The sequence below is a fragment of the Haloechinothrix salitolerans genome (assembly GCF_042662605.1).
Taxonomy (GTDB): Bacteria; Actinomycetota; Actinomycetes; order Mycobacteriales; family Pseudonocardiaceae; genus Haloechinothrix_A; species Haloechinothrix_A salitolerans.
Window position 1 is genome coordinate 4,861,510 of the sequence record NZ_JBHSXX010000001.1, and the last position, 22,244, is coordinate 4,883,753.

Sequence of the window (22,244 nt, forward strand, 5' to 3'; positions counted from 1 at the left end):
TAAGCGGACATGACACCAACGACGAAAGGAGGGTTCTGGCATGGCAGTGCGGCAGAGCTACTCCAGTCCAGTCCTGATCCGGTGGGGGCCGGTGATCGCCGGCACCATCCTCGGCTTCGCGCTGATGGTGTTGCTGTCGTCGTTCTGGGTCGCGCTCGGCGGAAACGTCAACGCGATCTCGTCGAACATTCACTGGTACAACTTCGCCTCGGCGGTCGTCGCCCTGTTCGTCGCCGGCCTGATAGCTGGTCTGTTGTCCGGCATCAAGAGCACAGGCCACGGCATCTTCCACGGGCTCACCGCATGGGGCCTGGTTCTCGCGGCGGCGACGCTGTTCCCGTTCCCTGCCGCGTTCGGGCTATTCAGCGTCTTCACCACGCCGCTTCCTGAGATCGGCACCGGTCCGGCATGGGCGTCCTTCTTCGCATTACTCATCGGACTGGTGGCCGCCGCGATCGGTGGTGCCATCGGTGGCGCCCTGACACGGACACCCGTGGCGGACGAGCAGGAGATACACCACACCCGGACCACGACCACGCCGGGAGCTGAGCACCAAACACGAGAGTCGGTCTCGGCGGAAAGCGGCCGTACCGAGTAGCGCAGCACGGTGAAGCCGGTGCTGACGAGACAGACCGGCTTCACCGGCGTCCCGCGTGAGGACGTCCTACTGGCAAGTTAACCTCGCCGGTGTGAGTACCGTGCCGACAAGCCGCGCCGCCGCGCTGCACCTAACGGGCGAACGAACCGTGCCCGATGTCCCTGAGGAGAACTACTGGTTCCGGCGGCACGAGGCGGCATATCGCGCACTGCTCCCGTACTGCACGGACGCGCGGGTGCTGGAAGCGGGTTGCGGTGAGGGTTACGGCGCCGCGCTGATCGCCGAGACCGCGACCCGGGTGCTCGCGCTGGACTACGACACCCCATCGACCGAGCACATCGCGGCGCGGTACCCGCGGGTCGACGTCATGCGCGGAAACCTCGCCTACCTGCCGGTCGCGGACGGCGTCATCGACGTCGTAGCGAACTTCCAGGTCATCGAGCACCTGTGGGACCAGGACGGTTTCCTCGCGGAGTGTTTCCGGGTGCTACGGCCAGGCGGCAGGTTGCTGTGCACCACGCCGAACCGGTTCACGTTCACGCCCGACTCCGACACTCCGCTGAACCCGTACCACACCCGCGAGTTCTCACCCGCCGAACTGGCCGAGCTGCTGCGCAGCGCGGGATTTCACGTCGAGCTGCTGCACGGGCTGCACCACGGCGCGGGCGTGCGCACGCTGGACGAACGCTACGGCGGGATCATCGACGCGCAGCTCGACGTCGTCATGGGGCACCTGCCGGGGACGGCGCCGTGGCCGGAACAGCTCCTCGCGGACATCGACGCCATCCAGGCGGAAGACTTCGACATCACCGGCGAGGACGTCGACGGCTGTCTCGATCTCGTCGCGGTCGCGGTGCGGCCATGAGCGACTACGAGGGCACGTTCTGCCTCGTCCTGCATAGCCACTTGCCCTGGCTACCGCACCACGGATCATGGCCGGTCGGCGAGGAATGGCTCTACCAGGCGTGGACGCACTCCTACCTACCGGTGGTGGACCTGCTGCGCCGATTCGCCGATGAGGGTAAGCGCGACGTCCTCACCCTCGGCGTCACCCCGGTGCTCGCCGCGCAACTCGACGACCCGTACACGCTGCGGGCGTGCCACGACTGGCTGGGCCACTGGCAGTTGCGCGCCGAGCACGCCGCCGGAATCTGGCGCGACCCGCTGCTACGCGAGCTGGCCGCCGCCGAGCACCGGCAGGCCACCCACGCCGTCGAGACGTTCGAGACTCACTGGCGGCACGGCTTCTCCCCGCTGTTGCGCTCGCTGGTGGACGACGACGTCATCGAACTGCTCGGCGGACCGCTGACCCACCCGTTCCAACCGCTACTTGAGCCGAGGGTGACCGACTTCGCCTTGCGTGAGGGCCTTGCCGACACCGCGCTGCGCATCGGCACGACGCCGGAGGGGATCTGGGCACCGGAATGCGGCTACGCGCCGGGCATGGAGCGACACTACGCGGCGGCGGGCGTGCGTAGGTTCCTGGTGGACGGCCCGTCGCTGCGCGGCGACACGACGGCGGCCCGCACCGTCGGGGACTCCGACGTCGTGTGCTTCGGCCGCGACCTGGAGGTCACCTATCGGGTGTGGTCACCCAAAGCGGGCTACCCCGGCCACGCACACTACCGCGACTTCCACACCTGGGACCACGATGTCGGCATCAAGCCGTCGCGGGTCACCGGCAAGCACATCGAGCCGCACGACAAAGCCCCGTATGAACCCGAGCTGGCGCGGCAGACACTGCGCACCCACGTGAAGGACTTCGTGGACATCGTGGTGGAGCGGCTGCGATCTCTGCGGGAAAAGCACGGCGAGCAGGGGCTGGTCGTCACGGCGTACGACACCGAGCTGTATGGGCACTGGTGGCACGAGGGGCCGGCGTGGCTGGAGGGCGTGCTGCGGGCGCTGCCGGAAGCCGGGGTGCGTGTGACGACGCTGCGTGGCGCGTTGGAAGCCGGGCATCTCGGTCCGCGCTATGACCTGCCGGCGTCATCCTGGGGGTCCGGCAAGGACTGGCGTGTGTGGGACGGCGAGCAGGTGTCCGACATGGTGGCCGACAACGCCGCGCTCCAGCGGGAGTTGCTGGACGTCCTCGGCGACTCGCGGACGCGGGTGCGCTCGGCCGCGCGGGACCAGCTTGTGCGGGAGGCGCTGCTGGCGCTGTCCAGCGACTGGGCGTTCATGGTCACCAAGGACTCCGCCGCCGACTACGCACGCGGCCGGGCGCACGAGCACCACGCACGGTTCAGCGAGCTGGCGCGGATGCTGCGCGCGGGTGACCCGGCCGCCACGGCGCACGCCGCGGAGCTGCGGGCCCGCGACTACCCGTTCGGCCAGCTCGACGCCCGGCGGCTGTAAGCCAGTTGCCGGGCCTGTCGGACCTACTCCCGGGTAGACAGGAGCGGGCCGTGCGCAGGGCTGTTTCCACCGGATGGGAGGATCGACGTCTATGCGCGTGCTGATGATGTCGTGGGAATACCCGCCCGTGGTTGTCGGTGGGCTGTCCCGGCATGTGCACGCACTCGCGAGGCACCTCGCCGCCGACGGGCACGACGTCGTCGTCCTGTGCCGCCACGTCGCGGGAACCGACGGCCAGACGCACCCCACGACCGACCGCGTCGTTGACGGCGTACGGGTGATCCGCGTGGCCGAGGACCCCATGCACGTCACGTTTGAACGTGACCTCGTGGCGTGGACGCTCGCGATGGGCCACGCCATGGTCCGAGCTGGGACAGAACTGCTGCGACAGTGGCAGCCAGACGTCGTCCACGCGCACGACTGGCTGGTCACGCACCCCGCGATCGCGCTGGCCGAGGCCGCGGGAGTGCCGCTGGTCGGCACCGTGCACGCCACCGAGGCGGGCAGGCACTCCGGTTGGCTGTCGCACCCACTGAACCAGCAGGTGCACTCGGTTGAATGGTGGTTGGCGCAACGCGCGGACGAGCTGATCACCTGTTCGGTCGCCATGCGCGCCGAGGTGGCACACCTGTTCGACGTCGAGGCCGCCGACATCCACGTGATCCACAACGGTATCGAGGAGCGCGGCTGGCGGGTCAGCGACGCCGAGATCGCGCGGGCCCGCCAGCGGCACGGTGCCGACGCGCCGCTGCTGCTCTACTTCGGTCGGCTGGAGTACGAGAAGGGTGTGCAGGACCTACTCGCCGCACTCCCCCGCATCCGCCAGGAGCATCCCGGCACGCGGCTCGTCGTCGCGGGGAAGGGCCGGCACTTGGACCCGCTGATCGAGCAGGCGCGCAAGCTGCGCATCCGACGTGCGGTGGACTTCACCGGCCACCTGTCCGATCGCGACCTCCGCGCCGTGCTGTCCGCCGCGGACGCCGTGGTGCTGCCCAGCCGGTATGAGCCGTTCGGGATCGTGGCGCTAGAGGCGGCCGCCGCGAAGGCCCCACTGGTCGCGTCCACGGCGGGCGGACTCGGCGAGGTCGTCCTGGACGGTGAGACCGGGCTGGCGTTCGCCCCCGGCGACGTCGACGCGCTGGTGACCGCCGTGGGCACAGTACTCGATGACCGCGACGCGGCCGCTCGGCGCGCCGAGGCCGCTGCCGCCCGGCTCGCCGGGTCTTTCAACTGGACGACGATCGCCGACGAGACGGTCGAGGTGTACCGCCGCGCGCGGCCGTCCGGTCCCCGCTCGATGGCCCGCCCGAAGATCCCTACCGGCAACGTGTTCGACATCGACGCGTAGCTCCTACGCCGCCGCCAGCACCAGCCGCGTCCCACGCGGTGGCCTGCGGAGCAGGTGCACGGAGTGCCACCCGCGCAACTGGCCGCGAGCCTGCAACACACGCTCAATCTCGCGCGCATGATGTACGTGGCGTGCGAACGACCGTGACGAGCTGACACGGCCGCGCGCGAGCTGCGCACAATAGGCGTCATCGGCGTCAACACTGATCCACAGCAGCCGCCGTGTGCGCCGGGCAAGCACCCCGAACAGGACCAACAGCATCCGGGTCCGGGCGCACGTCGCGGGTACGTGCGCGATGACCGGGCCCGGAAACCGGAGCGCCGCGCGCAGAATCCGCCATCGGTGGACGCAGTGCACGACCGGTCGGTACAACCGGTACGACAGCCACGCGGGGACCACTCTGGACAGTCGACATGCGACAGTTTCCGAGTCGATGACGACCGCATGAACGCGATTGTCCGCTTCACGTAGCAAGGTGCTTTTGCCCGCGCCTGGGATGCCAGCCACCACGAGAAGGTCGTTTCGCGCGAGCACCACGTGCAATGCGTTCGCGGGCGCGTCGCTCACGAGTGCGCTCATACCGGCACCAACGCGCGCTGTCCATCCCCGGTTCCCGCACCGCGCGAAAATCCCTCCCCTCGCGTCGGTGGCGGGTGATCACCAACGCGAGTGGGAGGGACGTCTTCAAGTGCCGCGACCGTAGAACACAGCGTCCTGGGTGTCTAACACAGCGTCCTGGGTGTCTAACACAGCGTCCTGAGCGTCGGACACAGCGTCCGGAATGCAGGACACGGCGTCGCGGCGCGCCGTCACGTCGTGGTCAGGTACCTCGCGTAGGCGCTGGTGGTGAAGAAGCTGGGCAGCTTCTCCCCCAGCGCCGTCTCGACGACGATCTGCCGGGCGTCGACCAGCGTGCCGCTGGAGCCGATGTCGGCCGACACCTTCGCCAGCTCCTCGTCCAACAGCTCAGTCACCAACTCAGTGGTGACCGCGGTGCCGTCGGAAAGCTTGGTGCCGTTGTAGATCCACTGCCACACCTGGCAGCGCGCGATCTCGGCGGTAGCGGCGTCCTCCATGAGGTCGAAGATCGCCGCGGCGCCCGTACCACGCAGCCACGAGTCGACGTAGCGCAGCGCGACGTTGAGGTTGGCGCGCAAGCCATCCTCGGTGACGTCGCCGCCAGCGCTGGCGACGTTGAGCAGGTCCTCGGCGGTCACCGCAACGTCCTCGCGGAGCCGGTCGAGCTGGTTCGGCTTGTCGCCAAGAACGCCGTCGAAGACCTCCCGGCACACCGGCACCAGGCCGGGGTGGGCGACCCAGGAGCCGTCGAAGCCGTCACCGGCCTCGCGCTCCTTGTCCTGACGGACTTTCTCGTACGCGAGCGCGTTGGCATCGGGGTCCTTGCTCGGGATGAACGCCGCCATGCCGCCGATCGCGTGCGCGCCGCGCCGGTGGCAGGTGCGCACCAGCAGCTCGGTGTAGGCGCGCATGAACGGCACCGTCATCGTGACCTCGGCACGGTCCGGCAACACGAAGTCCGCACCCTGCTGGGCGAAGTTCTTGATGACGCTGAAGATGTAGTCCCAGCGTCCCGCGTTGAGGCCAGCGGCGTGTTCGCGCAGCTCGTAGAGGATCTCGTCCATCTCGAACGCCGCGGTGATCGTCTCGATCAGCACCGTGGCGCGGATCGTGCCGCGCGGGATGCCGAGCAACTCCTGGGCCAGCAGGAAGACGTCGTTCCACAGCCGCGCTTCCTCGTGGCTCTCCAACTTCGGCAGGTAGAAGTACGGGCCGACACCGGCGTCGATGAGCCGCTGGGCGTTGTGGAAGAAGTACATGCCGAAGTCGAACAGCGACGCCGACACGGGGCGGCCGTCGATGCGGACGTGCTTTTCCACCAGATGCCAACCACGCGGCCGGACGACGATCGTCGCCGGGTCGTCACCGATGGCGTAACGCTTGCCCGCGTCCGTGGTGAAGTCGATGTCGCGGCCGATCGCGTCGTAGAGGTTGACCTGCCCGTCGACGATGTTCGCCCAAGTCGGCGATGTGGCGTCCTCGAAGTCGGCCAGCCACACCTTCGCGCCAGAGTTCAGGGCGTTGACCGTCATCTTGCGGTCGGTCGGCCCGGTGATCTCGACCCGCCGGTCCTCAAGACCGGCGGCGGCACCAGCGACACGCCAGGAGTCGTCGTCGCGGATGTGCGCGGTCTCGGGCAGGAAGTCGAGCTTGCGCTCGCCGCTGTTCAGCTCGTCCTTGCGAACCCTGCGCTCATCGAGCAGCTCACGGCGACGTCCCGCGAACTCATTGTCGAGCCGCGCTACGAACTCCAGCGCCGCCGGGGTGAGGATCTCGTCCGAGCGTTCGGACGTCGACGGTGAGACCGCGATTCGGTAACCCAAGCTGGTGGCCATGTCGTCCCTCCTATATGTGGACGCTGGAGTGAGAAAGGTGAGGTAAAGCAGTCGGTTCGGTCAGGGGCAGGTGTCCCGGAAGCGGGTGGTGCGGGCGACGGGAGGCCGCCCGCACCACGCACCGCTAGCGGGGGATGGGAATCAGAACTGCGCTTCCTCGGTGGAGCCGGTCAGCGCGGTGGTGGAGCTCTCCGGGTTGATCGCCGTGGAGACCAGGTCGAACCAGCCCGTGCCAGCCTCACGCTGGTGCTTGACCGCGGTGAAGCCGCGCTCCTCCGACGCGAACTCGCGCTCCTGGAGGTCGACGTAGGCGGGCATGCCCTCGCGGGCGTAGCCGTGCGCCAGATCGAACATCGAGTAGTTGAGCGCGTGGAAGCCGGCCAGCGTGATGAACTGGAACTTGTAGCCCATGTGGCCCAGCTCACGCTGGAACTTCGCGATGGTCGCGTCGTCCAGGTTCTTCCGCCAGTTGAACGACGGCGAGCAGTTGTAGGCCAACATCTGGTCCGGGAACTCGGACTTGACGGCCTCGGCGAACTTGCGCGCCAGCTCCAGGTCCGGCGTGCCGGTCTCCATCCAGATCAGGTCGGAGTACGGCGCGTAGGCCTTGGCACGCTCGATGCAGGGCTCGATGCCGTTGCGGACCTTGTAGAAGCCCTCGGAGGTGCGCTCACCGGTGAGGAACTGCTGGTCGCGCTCGTCGACGTCGCTGGTCATCAGCGTGGCGGCCTCGGCGTCGGTGCGCGCGATGACGATGGACGGCACGTTCGAGACGTCGGACGCGAGGCGGGCGGCGTTCAGCGTGCGGACGTGCTGCTTGGTCGGGACGAGCACCTTGCCACCGAGGTGGCCGCACTTCTTCTCCGACGCGAGCTGGTCCTCCCAGTGCACACCGGCGGCACCAGCGGCGATCATGCCCTTCATCAGCTCGAACGCGTTGAGCGGGCCACCGAAGCCTGCCTCGGCGTCGGCGACGATCGGCGCGTACCAGTCAATGTCCGTGTTGCCCTCGGCGTAGTTGATCTGGTCGGCGCGGCCGAGCGCGTTGTTGATGCGGCGCACGACGGCCGGGACCGAGTTGGCCGGGTAGAGGCTCTGGTCCGGGTAGGTCTGGCCAGCCAGGTTGGCGTCGGCGGCGACCTGCCAGCCGGACAGGTAGATGGCCTTCAGGCCCGCGCGCACCTGCTGCACCGCCTGGCCACCGGTCAGCGCACCAAGCGCGTGCACGTAGTCCTCGGTGTGGAGCAGGTCCCACAGCTTCTCGGCACCACGGCGAGCGAGCGTGTACTCCTCGACCACGCTGCCGCGCAGCTTGACGACGTCTTCCGCGGTGTACGAGCGCTCGATGCCCTTCCAGCGCGGGTTGGTCTCCCACTCCTTGGCGAGCTCGGCGGCTGCCTGCTCACGCGACTTGGTCGTGTCGGTCATCCGGTCTCCAGTGTTCGTGTCTAACGAGCTTGGCGCGAGGTGCGCAGACGCGGACCAAGCTCAAAGGTTGCAAAGGTTGCTATCCCGCATCTGCTTGCCATGACCATTGCACAAGCAGCGAAAACCGCGCTACCGAGCGAATTTGCAAATTTCTGTGAACGATCGGTAGCATATTGCGAAGCCTGCGAAGTCCACCACGGTGAACTGACCAAAACAACGGCGGAACGCTGGCTTAACCTGAAGAAACTGCGGGTAGAGAGGCCCTTCATGGAGAAAACCTTCGCCGGAGCGAAGCTGCGACATCTCCGCGAGAGCCGCCAGATGAGCCAAGCGGACCTCGCGAGGGTGTTGGAGATCTCACCGAGCTACTTGAACCAGATCGAACACAACGCGCGACCGCTCACCGTTCCGGTGCTGTTGCGCATCACGCAGGCGTTCGGGGTGGACGCCGAGTTCTTCGCAAGCAACGACATCGCCCGGCTGGTGGCCGACGTCCGCGAGGCACTGCTGGACGAGGCGGTGGACGCCGACGTCAGCACGGGCGAGCTGAACGACCTGGCCACGAACCTGCCGGGCGTGGCGACGGCCTTGGTCAAACTGCATCGGCGGTACCGCGACGCGGTGGAGAACACGGCCGCGCTGGTGACGGAAGACGGCAGGGGCACCCACGGCAGCACCGCCGCTCCCCTGCCGCACGAGGAGGTTCGCGACTTCTTCTACGAGCGGGAGAACTACGTCGCCGAGCTCGACGAGCGCGCCGAGCGGATGTCACTCGACATGAACCTGCGCCGTGGCGACCTTCGCAACGCGCTGCGGGAGAAGCTCGCCGACGTCTACGGGGTCATCGCCACCACGGAAGGCATCGACGAGTCCACCGGTGAGCAGCACCGCTACGAGCCGGACGCGAAGGTGCTGCGCATGGCGCCCAGCCTGCGGGTTGGCCAGCAGGCGTTCCGGATGGCATCGCAGATCGCGCTGCTTGAGTACTCCGAACTGATCAACGAGCTTGCCGACTCGTGGGCGTTCTCCGGACCCGCCGCGCGCTCGCTGGCACGTGTGGGCCTCGCGAACTACTTCGCCGGCGCGCTGATCCTGCCCTACACCGCGTTTCACACCACGGCCGAGCGCTACCGCTACGACATCGAGCGACTCTGCGACCACTTCGGCGTCGGGTTCGAGACGGTGTGCCACCGCCTGTCGACGTTGCAACGGCCGAAGCAGCGCGGCGTGCCGTTCTCGTTCGTGCGGGTCGACCGGGCGGGCAACATGTCGAAGCGGCAGTCGGCGGCGGGGTTCCACTTCTCGCGCGTGGGCGGTTCCTGCCCGCTGTGGAACATCTACGAGGCGTTCGCGTCGCCGGGCAAGATCCTCACCCAGGTCGCCGAGATGCCCGACGGCAAGAAATACTTCTGGGTCGCGCGCACCGTGTCCCGCAACATCGGCGGCTACGGCAAGCCGGGGAAGATCTTTTCGGTCGGCCTCGGCTGTGAGCTGCGGCACGCCCGCAGGCTGGTGTACTCCACTGGCCTCGACCTGGACGACAGCTCTGCGGCGACGCCGATTGGCATGGGCTGCAAAGTCTGCGAACGCCAGGCGTGCCCACAGCGGGCGTTCCCGACGATCGGCAAGCAGCTCACCGTGGACGAGAACACATCGACGTTCGTGCCCTACCCGGCGGTGCCGAAGGAGGAGTGAGCCCTGCTTGCAGGTGCGAACCATCAGATGCTGAGCGTCAGCTTGTTGATCTGACGACGTCGTGGTCGTTATAGCGACCGAAACGTCGTCACGCTCAGTGCTCTTCGAGGGTCTTCTGCAGCGCCGCGTTGGCCTTGCGCGCCATGTCCGCCACGGCTTCCCGGCGCGCCCGGTCCGCCTCGTACGCCGCCTGCCGGTCGCGGAGCACCTTCGCCGGGATGCCCCCGGCGACGGCGTAGTCAGGGACGTCGCCCTTGACGACGGCGTGCGCGCCGAGCACGCAGCCGCGCCCGACGCGGGTGCCCTTGGTGACGGTGACCTTGGTACAGATCCACGTGTCCGGGCCGATGCGCACCGGGGCCTTGATGATGCCCTGGTCCTTGATCGGCAGGGTGATGTCGGTGGTGACGTGGTCGAAGTCGCAGATGTAGACCCAGTCGGCCACGAGCGTCGCCGCGCCCATCTCGATGTCGAGGTAGCAGTTGATGACGTTCTGCCGCCCGAACACGGCCTTGTCGCCGATGCGCAGGGAGCCCTCGTGGCAGCGGATGGCGTTGCCGTCGCCAATGTGCACCCAGCGGCCGATCTCCAGCCGCCCGTAGCCGGGACGGGCGTGCAGTTCGACGTCTTTGCCGAGGAACACCATGCCGCGCAGGATCACGTGCGGGTTGGTGACGCGGAACTTGAGCAGCCGCCAGTAGCGCACCAGGTACCAGGGCGTGAAGGCGCGGTTGCGCAGCACCCAGCGCAGGGAGTCCCTGGTCAGGAACTTCGCCTGGCGCGGATCGTTGCGGTTGTCCCGCCATGCCTTGATCCGGTGCACGACCGGTGAACCCCACATCGATGTCACGATTGCACGGTATCTGACGTGGTCAGGGGGTCGCTGACGCGCCCGGCGTCCGCACGCGAGCGGCCCCGACCAGGGAACTGGCAGGATCGCGGGCATGACGAGGCTGATCATCGACACCGACCCCGGCGTGGACGACGCCATCGCGATCGCCATCGCCGCGCTGCACCCCGGCACCGACCTGCTGGCGGTGACGACGGTGTTCGGCAACGTCGGCCTGGAGAAGACCACGCGCAACGCGCTGCGCATCCTGGAGCTGTGCGGGCGCAGCGACGTCCCGGTCGCGGCGGGTGCCGCCATGCCGCTGGTCCATCCGCAGGCGCGGCGGGACAGCTCGGCGCACGGCGACGACGGCCTGTCCGGGCACGCCGACGTGCTGCCTCCGACATCGCGCGAGCCGGTCGCCGGTGGTGCGGTCGCGCTCATGGCGTCGTTGCTGGAGCAGGCCGACGAGCCGGTGACGATCGCGCCGATCGGCCCGCTGACCAACATCGCGGCGCTGCTGGCGGCGTATCCGCACCTCAAGCCGAAGATCGAACGTCTGGTGATCATGGGCGGCGCGCTGGAGGGCGGCAACGTCTCCGCGCGGGCCGAGTTCAACGTCTGGAGCGACCCGGAGGCCGCGCGCCGGGTGCTGGTCGCCGACGACGTCCCGAGCGTGCTGGTGCCGATGGACCTGACGTACCGCTGCGCCGTCGACACCGAGTGGATGGAGCGGCTGGCCGCGTCCGGGCGCGTGGGCGAGGCGTTGTGCGCGCTGACACCGGAGTACGTGCGGCACTACACGGGCGCGCTGGGCTGGCCGGGGATGGTGGTGCACGACGCGGTGGCCATCGTCGAGGCGATCACGCCGGGGACGCTGGTGACGGAGTCGCTGCCGCTGGACGTCGAGTGCTCGTTCGGGCCGTCGCGGGGCGCGGTGATCGCGGATCGTCGCAGGCAGGCGCAGATCGACGACACGGTGCCGCTCGACGTGCGAGGCCGGGTGAACGTCGCGGTCGACACCGACATCGACCGGCTGCGAGCGCTGCTACTGCACGGCATTCAGGAGAAGATGGACGCATGAGCGACCGGCAACTGGTGATCTTCCGGCACGCCAAGGCGGCGTGGCCGGAGGGCGTGCCCGACATCGAGCGTCCGCTGGCCGAGCGCGGTGAGCGGGACGCACCCGCCGCCGGGCGGTGGCTCGCGGACAACCTGGGCACGATCGACATCACGCTGTGCTCCCCCGCGGCCCGGGCGCGGGAGACGTGGACGTTGGCCGCCGGAGAGCTGGCCGCCACGCCGGACACGCGCTACGACGAGCGGATCTACGAGGCCTCCCCCGGCGACCTGCTCGCCGTGGTGCAGGACATCGAAGACGACGTCGTCACGGCGGTGCTGGTCGGGCACAACCCCGGGGTGTCGCAGCTGGTCGCGGCGCTGTCCGGGGAGCGGACGGAGCTGAGCACGTCGGGCATCGCGGTGCTGACGTGGTCCGGCGAGTGGTCGGACGCGGGGAGCGTTCCGGTGACGTTGGCGGAGACGGCGAAGCCTCGGGGTTAGCGCGCGTCGTCGAGGAAGCTCAGCACCCGTGTCAGCGCCAGGTCGGCGGCCTCGGGGTCGTAGCTGGGGAGGCTGTTGTCGGTGAAGAGGTGCTGGTCGCCTGGGTAAAGGAACAGCTCGGCGGTGTCGATCGTGTCCGCGAGCTGGCGGGCGACGTCGACGTCGCCCCACGCGTCGTCCGCCATGGTGTGGATCTGGAGCGGCAGGCCGTCCGGCCAGGGCTTCTCGGTGGGGACGCAGCCGTGCAGCAGCACGACGCCCCTCGCGCCCGGGCGGGTCTGCGCGAGGGTCTGCGCGGGCATGGCGCCGAGTGAGAGTCCGATGTAGACGACGTCCGGTGGGACGTCGTCCGCTGCCTGTCGCCCGCGCTCGACGATGATGTCGAAGCCGACGTCCTGGGCGTGTTGGATGCCGTCGGTGAGCGTCGCGAACGTCGTGCCGTCGTACAGGTCCGGGGCGTGCACGGTGTGTCCTGCGCCCCGGAGCCGCGTGGCGATGTCGAGGCAGCCTGTCGTCAGACCCTGGGCGTGATGGAAGAGGAGGACGTCAGCCACGGCGCGCCGTGCCCTTGGCGGTCTTGGCGGGCAGCGAGCGCGCGTACGTGACGCCCCGCGTTACCCACGCTTCGAGCTGGGCGTCGGACGCGACGGCGGTGTCGTCGACGTTCAGCCACCCGCGCATCTCCCGATTACGCATGACCATCGTGCGCACGTGCTCGCCGTCGACCAAGTCGTCGGCGCCATCGGGGCTAACTCTGACCAGCAGTCCGCCCTGCCCGCTGGCGGCTACCGACATGTTCCCGTTAGTCAGGAAGGACAAGCCGCCGAACATCTGCCGCTCGGTGACGCCGTCTTCGCTGGCCACCAGCTCGCGGATGCGGTCGGCCAGGTCGTGGTCGTATGCCATGAGCCAAGTATCCACGCGGCACCGACAATCTCGGTTCGCTTAGCAGTCGTTGTCGAAGCAGAAGCTGTTCTCGGCTTCGTCGGTCTTGACGACCTCCAACGTGACTTCGATGTTGGTGCGTACACGCTTACCGGCGGCGGGATCCTGCCCGACGATCTTCCAGTTCGCGTAGTTGGCGGCGAAGGCATGGCCGTCGACCGGCAGCGGCATGATGTCGGTGAAGCCCAGTCTCTCCAGCTTATGGACGCTCACCTGCAGGTTCGTCCCCTTGACAGGCGGCATCTTTGCTTTGGCTGGTGCCGACGTCTGCGGCTCAGCCTCCGTCGTCACATCCACGGTTGGCGTTGGCGTGACGGCAGGAGAATCGGTCGGTTCAGTGGACGTGCCACACGCCGAGACACTGCCCGCAAGGATCGCACCGAACGTAACGGCGACCAACGACTTCAACACTATGGTTCCCCTCCCGACACGCACATCGCAGATCCACCCGAAACGTCACGTTCAGCCGACCTCACCGACAGCGTCTCATCACGGCAGGATATTGCGCGTCGCCTGGCTGTGCCGATCTTCAGGGCCGAACGGATGACATGTCCGTCGAGCAGCCGACGGGCACGCCTGCAAGGCGCGGCGACTCCGAGACAATGACTGCGCGCACTCGCCGTCACAACAACAGCAGCGTCGGCACGACGACCAGCGCCACCGCCGCGCACCGCACCGCGAACCGCGCGGGGCGCGGCCGCGGCTCCGGCGGGGACTCGATCCGCAGCAACCGCTCCCCCATCGACGCCGAGAACCGCGTCAACGCGGCGGCTTCCGCGCCACCGGCGACCGAACGCAACGCCCCCGCCAGCTCCGCCGATCCAGCCTCGCCCGCCGCGACGTCGTCGGCGCGCATTTCGATCAGCCGCGCCACGGCGTGCTGCGCGGCGCGTATCCCCGGCACCCAGCGCGCGGTCGCGCCCCAGGCGACGAACGGCAGCACCACAAGGTCGTGCCGTTCCCGCAAGTGAGCGCGTTCGTGCGCGAGGACGGCGTCCAGTTCGGACTGCGCCAGCGTGGTCACCGCACCAGCACTGACGACCAGCCGCGAGCGCGGACCTGGCAGGCAGTACGCCACCGGAACCGGGTGGTCGAGCACGTGCGCACCGGACGCGCTCGGCCACGGCGTCGCGAGGACGTCCAGCAGATCGCGATGCTTGCGGCGCGCCCGCACCGTGCGCGTGGTGATCAGCGCGAGCACCCCGAGCAGCCACGCCGCGACCAGCAGCGTGACCGCGAGAACGACGTCGTGCACTAACCCAAGGTCGCGGAGTTGCCCGTCGAAGATCGCGTCGCCCGCGGCGAGGAGGCCGTCCCCGAGCGGTGCGAGACCGAAGGTGACACCCGCACCCAGTAGCGACAACCCACCGGCCAGTCCGATGGCCTGCCAGAGAATCAGCGCGCCGACGGGATCGCGCTCGGTCCATGACGCGGCGGCGAGCCAGCGGCTGACCGGCTCGGCCAGCGCGATCCCCAACGCGAGCAGGATCGGCCAGGCACCATGCATATCGCTCAGCCCAGCAGGTCGCGCAGCGTGGAGCGGTCGTCGGGCGGCACCGAGCCGAGGAAGCTCGCCAACGCGGCGCTGCGGTCCGGTGCGGCGTCGAGGACGTCGCGCATCAGCTCGGCGATGTGCTCCTCGCGGCTGGCCTTCGGCCGGTAGCGGTGCGCGCGGCCGTCCTTCGCGCGGGCGAGCAACCCCTTGCGCTCAAGACGTCCCAGCACGGTCAACACCGTGGTCGTGGCCAGCTCACGCTCGGCGAGCGCGTCCTGCACCTCGCGGGCGGTCATCGGCTCGGGCGCGGCCCACAGCGCGTCCATGATCGCGCGTTCTAGATCTCCCAATGGCGGCACGCAAGTTATTCTACATCACGTAGAAGTTCTACGCCGTGTAGAAGTACGGTGGTCTCATGTTGGACGATCTGACCGCCGCCAGGGAGCAGATGGCGTTCTCGCTCGGGTTCCACATCATCTTCGCGGTGCTCGGCGTGGGGATGCCATGGCTGATGCTGTGGGCGGAATGGCGCGGCTTACGCACCGGCGACGGCCGCTGGACGGCGTTGGCGAGGCGCTGGTCGAAGGCGGTCGCGGTGCTGTTCGCGGTCGGCGCGGTGTCCGGCACGGTGCTGTCGGTCGAGTTCGGAATTCTCTGGCCGGAGTTCATGGCGCGGTTCGGCTCGGCATTCGGGATCTCGTTCACGCTGGAGTCGTTCGCGTTCTTCATCGAGGCGATCTTCCTCGCGCTCTACCTCTACGGCTGGGACCGGCTCAGCCCCCGCGCGCACCTGCTGTGCGGCATTCCGGTCGCGCTGGGCGGTGTTGGCTCAGCGGTGTTCGTGACCACCGCGAACGCCTGGATGAACGGGCCTGTCGGGCTGGTCCAAGGCCCGGACGGCGAGCTGGTATCGACCGAACCGCTCGGCCCGTTCCTCGCGCCGACGGCAGGACCACAGGTGGTGCACATGGTGCTCGCGGCGTTCATGTGCACCGGGCTGGCGGTGGCGGCGGTGTACGCGACGGCGATGCTGCGCGACCCGTCCAAACGCGACGGCTACCACCGGCGCGGGTTCGCGGCGGGAGCGGTGATGGGGCTGGGCCTCGCGGTGCCGCAGGCGGTGGTCGGCGACTGGGCGTCGCGGGTAGTGGCCGAGTACCAACCCGCGAAGTTCGCCGCGATGGAGGGCCTAGAGCAGACGACTGAAGGGGCGCCGTTCTCCTTCGGACCATGGGAGATCCCGAACCTGTTGTCGCTGCTGCTGAAGTTCGACCCCAACGCCCGGATCACGGGTCTGGATGTCGTCCCGCCCGCGGACCGGCCGCCCGCGGGGATCACGCACTTGGCGTTCGAGGTGATGATCGGGATCGGCGTCGCGCTGATCGCACTCGCCGCGTACGCGGCACGGGCGTGGTACCGCGATCGGCAGCGGGGAGCACGGCCGACCGACCGGCGCGAGCTGCTCATCGCGATGGCGGTCGCGGGTCCGCTGCCGTTCGTGGCGCTGATCGCGGGGTGGATCGTGACCGAAGTCGGCAGGCAGCCGTGGATCGTCTACCAGGTCATGCGCACTCCCGAGGCACTGACCAGCCAGACCGGGCTGGAGACCTACTTCTACGTGACGATCGTCGTCTACCTCGCGTTGTCGGTGGCGTTGGTGGCGATCCTGCGCCGGATCGCGGCGGGGCCGCACCCCGCGCCGGACCGCGTGCTGGAAACGCGCGACCGGCACCGCGCCTTCAGCGACCAGCGGCACTGAGCGCGGAGCAAGCCCGTCGGCGTGTGAGACACAGATAAGGAGCGCGGTATGACCACATCGGACGTGTTGGCACTGTTGGTCCTGGCTGGACTGACCGCGTACACCGTGCTGGGCGGAGCGGATTTCGGCGCTGGCCTGTGGGACCTGACACGTGACCGGCGGCAGCGCGACCTCGTCGTCCGCGCGATGGGGCCGGTGTGGGAGGCCAACCACGTGTGGCTGATCTTCGTGCTGATCGCGTTGTTCTCCGGTTTTCCCGGCGCGTTCGCGGCGTTGTCGCGATCACTGACCGGGCCGTTGTCGATCGCGTTGCTGGGCATCGTGCTACGCGGCGCGGCGTTCGCGTTCCGGCAGTACGGCGCGCCACACGGTGGGCCGCCGGTGCGTGGAACGGCGTTGTGGGGCCGGGTGTTCGCGGTGTCGTCGTTGATCACGCCGTTCGCGTTCGGCGCTGCGGCAGGCGGAATCACCAGCGGGACACTGCGCGCCGACGGCTCGGCGGGTTTCCTCGCACCGTTCCTGGCGCCGTTGCCGCTGGTCGCCGGACTGCTCGCGGTCGCGGCATGCGCGTTCCTCGCGGCGGTGTATCTGACGACCGACGCCGACCGCGCCGAGCCTGGCCTAGTACCCCGGTTGCGGGCGCGGGCGTTGCTGAGCGGTGCAGTCGCCGGGGCGTTGGCGCTGCTGGCGCTTCCCCTGTTGCCCGAGGCATTCGCCGATCAGCTGCCGTGGGTCGCGGTGGCGGCGAGCGTCGTCAGCGGTGCGCTCGCACTGGAACTGATGCGGCGTGGACAGTTCGTGCTGGCGCGAGTGGCCGCCGCGGGTGCTCCGGCCGCACTGCTCGGCGGCTGGGCGTTGGCGCTGTACCCGTGGGTGTTGCCCGGCGAGACCGCGCTCTCCCCCGCGCCATCGGCCACCGCGGGACTGATCGCGGGCGTGCTGATCGTCGGGCTACTGCTGGTGATCCCGAGCTACGTGTTCATGATCCGGGTACTCCGGGTGCCGACGGCGGAGCACAGCTGACGTAGCCACCCTGCCGACAAGTCCACATCGACGTCCGATTCGCTTGGATCTGGTGAGCATATCGGCAGGTAGTGCACGGGCTCATGATGGGCGAGCCGGTTCCGAAGTCGGTGGAGTTCGGCCACTGGACGTTCGACATGTTTGCGAAGCCCTCGCAAGTGCGGGAACGCCGAGCGCAAGCACGGCAACCAGAGCGTTCGGTCATAGTGGCTGGCCAGCAAGTACCGCCAGAAGCCAAGGTTCAGCTCGGCTACGACGCGTCCCGGCGTCTCTGGTTTGCCGACCTTGGCGACATCGTTCGAGATCGAACAACGTCGACATGGTGTACACTCATCTGTGAAGGCCCCGGTCGCCCCTGCTCGCTACGGTGAGTACGCCGCCGGGGTTTTGGCTTGTCGGATGTCGTGTCAGGTTCTACCCGACACCACCGACACGATCCCGTGTTCGCGCTCCAGTGCCGACGGCGGAGCACAGCTGACGTCGTCAATCCGCCTCAGTGCAGCGTGACCGGCAGCTCCATCAGCCCCCGATTGCGGAACGATGGTTGCCAGCGCAGATCTTCATCGGCAACAGCGAGGCGGCAGCCACGACGCAGCAGCGCGGACACCGCTACCGATGTCTCCAGCTGGCTCAGCCGTGACCCGAAGCTGCGGTGAATGCCATACCCATAGCTCAGATGCGGGTTCGGGTCCCTGCGCAACCGCAGCTCGTCGGGTGCTGCGAAGACGTCGCCGTCGTGGTTGGCGGACGCGATCCCAAGCAGGACCGTCTCCCCAGCAGAGATCGGCGCGCCAGCGATCTCCACGTCCGTCAACGGAAACCGCCGGATGGCGAACTGTAACGGCTGGTCGTAGCGGGTGAGCTCCTCGACGGCGCTGGGCAGCAGTGTCTCGTCCGCCCGAAGCTCGGCATACTGCTCGGGGTTGGTCAGCAGCGCGCGCATCCCGTTGCCGATCAGATTGACCACGTTCTCGTAACCGGCCCACAGGCCAAGAAACACCAGCGACACCAGCTCGTCCTCGCTGAGCCGGTCGCCCGCGTCGCGGACCGCGATCAGCTCCGAGAGCAGGTCGTCGTCCGGATCGGCGCGCTTGCGAGCAACCAGGTCGAGCAAATAGCGGTGCATGTTCGCGACAGCCTCGCGCGCGGCCGTCGGAGTCTGATCTGGGCGCGGGGCGAGCAACGTGGTGGTCCACGTGCGGAACTGGGCGCGCTCGGCGGGCGGAACGCCAACCAGGTCGCCGATGACGCGTACCGGAAGCGGCGCGGCGAAGGCGGCGATCAGATCGACGGTCTCGCCGGGAGCGACGGCGTCCAGCAGCTCAACGGCCGCCGCTTCGACCCGCGGGGTCAGCGCGTCGACTCGCTTCGGCGTGAAAGCACTGGCGATCAGCGAGCGCAGCCGGGTGTGATCCGGCGGGTCCATGTTGAGCAAATTCGCGTCGAGCGCTGGCGGCAGCGAGTAGCCCTGGTAGCCGCCGCGCGCGTTCTCCCGGTTCAGCGAGAGCCGGTCGTCGGCCAGCCCCGCACGGACATCGTCGTACCGAGTGATCAGCCACGCCTTCGACCCATCCGGCAGCGACACATGGTGTGCCCCACCCTCTGCCCGCAACCGCGCGTAGGTGGGGTAAGGATCGGCATGGAACGCCGAGTCGAACAGCTCACTCATGATCTCTCCAGGGTCGCGAAGGCTCGGGCCACCTGTACCAGCCAGGCGGTCTCCTCTCGGGAGCCGTCGGCCGCGGGATCCGGCGCGGCGACGCCTTGCGTTGGCGACGCGGGTACCTCCGCCTTCGCCCGAGCCGCGAGCGCCGTCGCGATGGTCACGGCTTCGGCGTTGGCACGGCTGCCCTCGTCGGCCGCGCCAGCAGCCACGTCGGCGACGTCCACGCTCTGGTACGGCCGCAACCAGCGAATACCGTCCCTGATCTCGATCGCCCTCCGGTGCAACCGGAAATCGAGATCGCGGAAGGCACGTCGCCCCGCGTTCGGCTCGAGCGCCAGGTCGGGGTTGGCCGTGAGCAAGGCATGCCATAACGGATAGAGGTCGCGGTAGGCGCGGTAGCGTCGCAGCCACCCGCGGACGGCCCTGAGCTGTGGCGCCCAGCCAGGGATGCTCCACCCGATCAGCGCGAGGATGCCACCGACACCCGCGCCGAGCCGGGCGAGGAACTCCCACCGCTGCGGATCGAGGCCAAGCGGCTTGGCCACGACATCGGCGTACCGCGCCGCGCAGTAGATGAGCCCGCCGATGGCGCCTGCCGCGGCCAGCCGCAGACCACGTCGCAGCCATGTGCCGTCGACCATGCGGGCGTACTGGAAGCACCGCACCGCGATGAAGTACTCCGCTACGGCGAACGCGGTGACATACAGCATCAGGTAGACGGAGTACATTCCCTCGCCCGCGTACCGCACGGCGGCCGTCGTGGTGTCCTCCTCGGTCAGGTCAGCCAGCGTGAACAGCACAACCATCGCGGCGAGCACACCGCCGAACGCTATGGTCTGCCCGCGCACCCGCCGCGCCGCCCGCTCAGGCGGGTCCTCCCAGAAGGTCAACGCCGCGAGTTGGCTGGCGGCGACACCGATGACGCATCCCTGGGACAGCACCAGCGCCAGGTTCGACACGCCGCTCGCGCTGCCGATCGCCGCCCACACCCTCGGATCGCTGATGGTGAAGGTCAGCCCCATGAAGAGGTAGAACATCCCGACCGCGGCGGCCGCATGCCCACGGTCGCGACCGAGCAAGGCAGGGATCTTGAACAGGAGCCCGATCCATGCGACCGCCGCGCACAACGGATACAGGATGGCGTTCATCGCGGCTCGGGATGAGACGAATGGTTGAGCGACCGGGCGATCCGGGCGGCGACGTCCCCACCCGACTCCTGCGACGCGGAGCCGCGCAGCCGCTCCGCGAGCAGGAAGGCCATCACCTCGGCCTGTTGTTCCTGCTCGTCGCTGTACGTGGTGCGGGCGAGCATGTCGCGAACCAGCTGCGGGTCGATGTCAGGGAAGAAGGCCGACGCGGTGTCTTCGTCGAGGTGGCCGCCTCCTCGGTGGCAGCAGATCATGTGTCCGATCTCGTGAAGGATGATGTGCTCCTGGTGCGCTCGGGTGGTGTCGGCGTCGTAGAAGATCCAGTCAGCATCGGTCGCGGCGACCCACACACCGCATGGTTGCGAGGCCATCAGCGAGACCGGCACGACGTGCAGCGGACGTCCCCTCACCTCGGACAGGTGCCGGATCAATGCGGACAGATCCTCGCAGTCGGGTAGCCGGAGGTCGGCGAGCAGAGTGGTGCATTCGCGCCGCACCCGGCGCAGCTCCGAGCGCCTGGACGCCGCCACGGGCTCAGTCCCCCGTCTCGTCGTCAACCGGCGGCAGGCCCTGCTGGCGGCGGACCTGGTCCAGAACGGCGGTGATGAAGTCGATGTTGTCCTGCTGCAGTCCAACGGCCCGCTGTGCGATGCCGACAACGCCGTGCCGGCGCAACGTATCCAACTGCTCCAATTGCTGGCGTACCCGCTCACCGTGACCATCGTCGTCATCAAAGAAGTAGCTGGTACTCACCCCGAAGAACCGCGCGAGCGCGACGAGCAGCTCCGTAGACGGGCTGGTGCGCTTGCCGGTACGCAGCATCGAAAGATATGCCCCGCTGACCCGCAGATCAGGGTTGATGCGTTTGATCCCCTCAGCGACCTTGGCGTTGGACCATTGCTTGCCTTGAGGGCGGCTGACCCGAAACAACCGATCCAGCCGGGCAGCCAGCCGCGCGCCTTCGCCGTCCGACATCGCACCCCCACGATCTCCCTACGTCGATAAGGCCGAATAAGTGTGGCACGGTAACCATTAGTTGACAACGCGTGGCTAGAACCCGCTATGATCCGGTCGCTGCGCTAACTGGTAGTTATGCCAGTTGTCACTGGGGGTGTGCCGTGAACTGGGTGACACCCGGAATCACGGGACCAGCCGCAGGCGGGGCTGTCGCACGATTCTCGGCGTGGGGATGCCGGACGCGTGCGACGGCTCCGCTACCCGCCCAGCCATGACCGCCACCGCTACTCCAGCAACGTCACGCCTAATCCGGCAGCAGCTCGTGGACCGGCGTACCAGCGTGAACGGGAAGGTCGAGCGCGCGGGCGTTGCTCTCGATCAGCGCGAGGATCGAGTCGGTCAACCTACCGACGACATCGGCGGGAGCGACGAGAGTGTCCGGGTCGCCGCGCCACGCGTTGACCACGCCGTCCACCAGGCCGATCACTCCGTACGCCATCGGCCTCGCGAACGAGGCGTCTTTTCCGAAATGGTCAAGCGCCGCGGTGAACAGCGCCGCCAGCCGTGCCGCGATGGCATCGCGCGCGTCGCTGACCGCGGGCGAGCCGGTAGCGCGCTTGTGGTGCCGCCCGGTGCCGAGGAAGTGGTGCAACCGCGGGTGCCGCTCGACCCATCCCAGGTAGCTGGCCACCGCATGACGAACGGCCTCGGCGACCGTGCCCGCCGGCCGCAGCGCGGGCTCGAGTTCGGCGAGCAGCATCTCCAGAATGCGCGCCCTGATCTGCTCGTCCAGATCGGCACGCCCGTCGAAGTGCCGATAGACCACCGGCCTCGGCAGCCCAAGCCGGTCGGCGATCTGCTTGACCGTCACGTCGACGCCGTGACGCTCGATCACCTCGATCGCGGCATCGAGCACGTCCAGCCTGCGCTGCGCTTTGTGTTCCTCCCACCGGATGGTTCTGCCATCCGTTAGGGGTCGTTCGGTCGCACGGGACACGTCGAGAACGATACCGCCACC

Annotated in this window: 23 protein-coding genes; 9 read left to right on the forward strand and 14 right to left on the reverse strand. The window is 68.5% G+C overall.

Annotated elements, in window-relative coordinates; translation table 11 throughout:
• Positions 1-40 precede the first annotated feature (40 nt).
• The 4 genes from ACFQGD_RS23035 (at position 41) to ACFQGD_RS23050 (ending at position 4,304) form a co-directional block, all read left to right on the forward strand.
• Complete coding sequence (locus tag ACFQGD_RS23035; RefSeq protein ID WP_345394061.1) at positions 41-598, forward strand: ABC transporter permease family protein; 558 nt, start codon at positions 41-43, stop codon at positions 596-598.
• A gap of 100 nt (positions 599-698) precedes the next feature.
• Complete coding sequence (locus ACFQGD_RS23040) at positions 699-1,463, forward strand: class I SAM-dependent methyltransferase (protein ID WP_345394402.1); 765 nt, start codon at positions 699-701, stop codon at positions 1,461-1,463.
• Positions 1,460-2,956, forward strand: coding sequence for a glycoside hydrolase family 57 protein (locus tag ACFQGD_RS23045; protein ID WP_345394064.1), 1,497 nt, complete (start codon positions 1,460-1,462; stop codon positions 2,954-2,956). The genes ACFQGD_RS23040 and ACFQGD_RS23045 overlap by 4 nt, the downstream gene beginning before the upstream one ends.
• Before the next feature lie 91 nt (positions 2,957-3,047).
• Positions 3,048-4,304 carry a glycosyltransferase family 4 protein gene (locus tag ACFQGD_RS23050; RefSeq protein WP_345394067.1) on the forward strand — a complete coding sequence of 419 codons (1,257 nt, stop codon included), beginning with the start codon at positions 3,048-3,050 and terminating at the stop codon, positions 4,302-4,304.
• Between the two features lie 3 nt (positions 4,305-4,307).
• Here the strand turns inward: ACFQGD_RS23050 and ACFQGD_RS23055 are convergent, their stop codons facing one another.
• The 3 genes from ACFQGD_RS23055 to aceA form a co-directional block, all read right to left on the reverse strand.
• Positions 4,308-4,883 carry an AAA family ATPase gene (locus tag ACFQGD_RS23055; RefSeq protein WP_345394070.1) on the reverse strand — a complete coding sequence of 192 codons (576 nt, stop codon included), beginning with the start codon at positions 4,881-4,883 and terminating at the stop codon, positions 4,308-4,310.
• 230 nt (positions 4,884-5,113) lie between these two features.
• Positions 5,114-6,718, reverse strand: coding sequence for a malate synthase A (gene aceB, locus ACFQGD_RS23060; protein WP_345394073.1), 1,605 nt, complete (start codon positions 6,716-6,718; stop codon positions 5,114-5,116).
• Positions 6,719-6,859: 141 nt separating this feature from the next.
• Complete coding sequence (gene aceA / locus ACFQGD_RS23065; RefSeq protein ID WP_345394075.1) at positions 6,860-8,146, reverse strand: isocitrate lyase; 1,287 nt, start codon at positions 8,144-8,146, stop codon at positions 6,860-6,862.
• A 267-nt stretch (positions 8,147-8,413) separates the two neighbouring features.
• Here aceA and ACFQGD_RS23070 point away from each other — a divergent pair, with 267 nt between their 5' ends.
• The gene (locus tag ACFQGD_RS23070) at positions 8,414-9,841 is read left to right on the forward strand and encodes a short-chain fatty acyl-CoA regulator family protein (RefSeq protein ID WP_345394077.1); all 1,428 of its coding nucleotides are present in this window, start codon (positions 8,414-8,416) and stop codon (positions 9,839-9,841) included.
• A 94-nt stretch (positions 9,842-9,935) separates the two neighbouring features.
• Here ACFQGD_RS23070 and ACFQGD_RS23075 read toward each other — a convergent pair whose 3' ends face one another.
• Positions 9,936-10,691 (reverse strand): acyltransferase, encoded by a 756-nt coding sequence (locus ACFQGD_RS23075; protein ID WP_345394079.1) that lies wholly within the window; start codon positions 10,689-10,691, stop codon positions 9,936-9,938.
• Between the two features lie 94 nt (positions 10,692-10,785).
• Between ACFQGD_RS23075 and ACFQGD_RS23080 the strand changes: the two genes are divergently transcribed.
• Together ACFQGD_RS23080 and ACFQGD_RS23085 are read left to right on the forward strand one after the other, a co-directional pair.
• Positions 10,786-11,754 carry a nucleoside hydrolase gene (locus ACFQGD_RS23080; protein WP_345394082.1) on the forward strand — a complete coding sequence of 323 codons (969 nt, stop codon included), beginning with the start codon at positions 10,786-10,788 and terminating at the stop codon, positions 11,752-11,754.
• The gene (locus ACFQGD_RS23085) at positions 11,751-12,233 is read left to right on the forward strand and encodes a SixA phosphatase family protein (RefSeq protein ID WP_345394085.1); all 483 of its coding nucleotides are present in this window, start codon (positions 11,751-11,753) and stop codon (positions 12,231-12,233) included. The genes ACFQGD_RS23080 and ACFQGD_RS23085 overlap by 4 nt, the downstream gene beginning before the upstream one ends.
• On the opposite strand, the gene ACFQGD_RS23090 is transcribed toward ACFQGD_RS23085, so the two are convergent.
• The 5 genes from ACFQGD_RS23090 to ACFQGD_RS23110 form a co-directional block, all read right to left on the reverse strand.
• Positions 12,230-12,787 (reverse strand): dienelactone hydrolase family protein, encoded by a 558-nt coding sequence (locus ACFQGD_RS23090; RefSeq protein ID WP_345394088.1) that lies wholly within the window; start codon positions 12,785-12,787, stop codon positions 12,230-12,232. The two genes, ACFQGD_RS23085 and ACFQGD_RS23090, sit on opposite strands and share 4 nt — an antisense overlap.
• Positions 12,780-13,139, reverse strand: a complete 360-nt coding sequence (locus tag ACFQGD_RS23095; RefSeq protein WP_345394091.1) for a TfoX/Sxy family protein — start codon at positions 13,137-13,139, stop codon at positions 12,780-12,782. The genes ACFQGD_RS23090 and ACFQGD_RS23095 overlap by 8 nt, the downstream gene beginning before the upstream one ends.
• Before the next feature lie 39 nt (positions 13,140-13,178).
• On the reverse strand, positions 13,179-13,586 hold the full coding sequence (locus ACFQGD_RS23100) for a hypothetical protein (RefSeq protein ID WP_345394094.1): 408 nt from the start codon (positions 13,584-13,586) through the stop codon (positions 13,179-13,181).
• 214 nt (positions 13,587-13,800) lie between these two features.
• Positions 13,801-14,685: a M56 family metallopeptidase gene (locus ACFQGD_RS23105; protein WP_345394097.1), complete on the reverse strand. Its 885-nt coding sequence runs from the start codon at positions 14,683-14,685 to the stop codon at positions 13,801-13,803.
• Between the two features lie 5 nt (positions 14,686-14,690).
• Entirely contained in the window at positions 14,691-15,032 is a 342-nt protein-coding gene (locus ACFQGD_RS23110; protein ID WP_345394100.1) for a BlaI/MecI/CopY family transcriptional regulator, read from the reverse strand.
• Between the two features lie 56 nt (positions 15,033-15,088).
• Between ACFQGD_RS23110 and ACFQGD_RS23115 the strand changes: the two genes are divergently transcribed.
• Both ACFQGD_RS23115 and ACFQGD_RS23120 read left to right on the forward strand, forming a co-directional pair.
• A complete protein-coding gene (locus ACFQGD_RS23115; RefSeq protein WP_345394103.1) occupies positions 15,089-16,432 on the forward strand; it encodes a cytochrome ubiquinol oxidase subunit I in 1,344 nt (447 codons plus the stop codon).
• A gap of 48 nt (positions 16,433-16,480) precedes the next feature.
• Positions 16,481-17,455 (forward strand): cytochrome d ubiquinol oxidase subunit II, encoded by a 975-nt coding sequence (locus tag ACFQGD_RS23120; protein ID WP_345394106.1) that lies wholly within the window; start codon positions 16,481-16,483, stop codon positions 17,453-17,455.
• A 493-nt stretch (positions 17,456-17,948) separates the two neighbouring features.
• Here the strand turns inward: ACFQGD_RS23120 and ACFQGD_RS23125 are convergent, their stop codons facing one another.
• The 5 genes from ACFQGD_RS23125 to ACFQGD_RS23145 form a co-directional block, all read right to left on the reverse strand.
• Positions 17,949-19,124 (reverse strand): cytochrome P450 family protein, encoded by a 1,176-nt coding sequence (locus ACFQGD_RS23125; protein WP_345394109.1) that lies wholly within the window; start codon positions 19,122-19,124, stop codon positions 17,949-17,951.
• Positions 19,121-20,269 carry an MAB_1171c family putative transporter gene (locus tag ACFQGD_RS23130; protein ID WP_345394112.1) on the reverse strand — a complete coding sequence of 383 codons (1,149 nt, stop codon included), beginning with the start codon at positions 20,267-20,269 and terminating at the stop codon, positions 19,121-19,123. Before ACFQGD_RS23130 ends, ACFQGD_RS23125 begins: the two co-directional genes overlap by 4 nt.
• Entirely contained in the window at positions 20,266-20,799 is a 534-nt protein-coding gene (locus ACFQGD_RS23135; protein WP_345394115.1) for a hypothetical protein, read from the reverse strand. Before ACFQGD_RS23135 ends, ACFQGD_RS23130 begins: the two co-directional genes overlap by 4 nt.
• Positions 20,800-20,803: 4 nt before the next feature.
• A complete protein-coding gene (locus ACFQGD_RS23140; RefSeq protein ID WP_345394117.1) occupies positions 20,804-21,244 on the reverse strand; it encodes a helix-turn-helix domain-containing protein in 441 nt (146 codons plus the stop codon).
• 286 nt (positions 21,245-21,530) lie between these two features.
• Entirely contained in the window at positions 21,531-22,223 is a 693-nt protein-coding gene (locus tag ACFQGD_RS23145) for a TetR/AcrR family transcriptional regulator (RefSeq protein WP_345394120.1), read from the reverse strand.
• Positions 22,224-22,244: the final 21 nt, after the last annotated feature.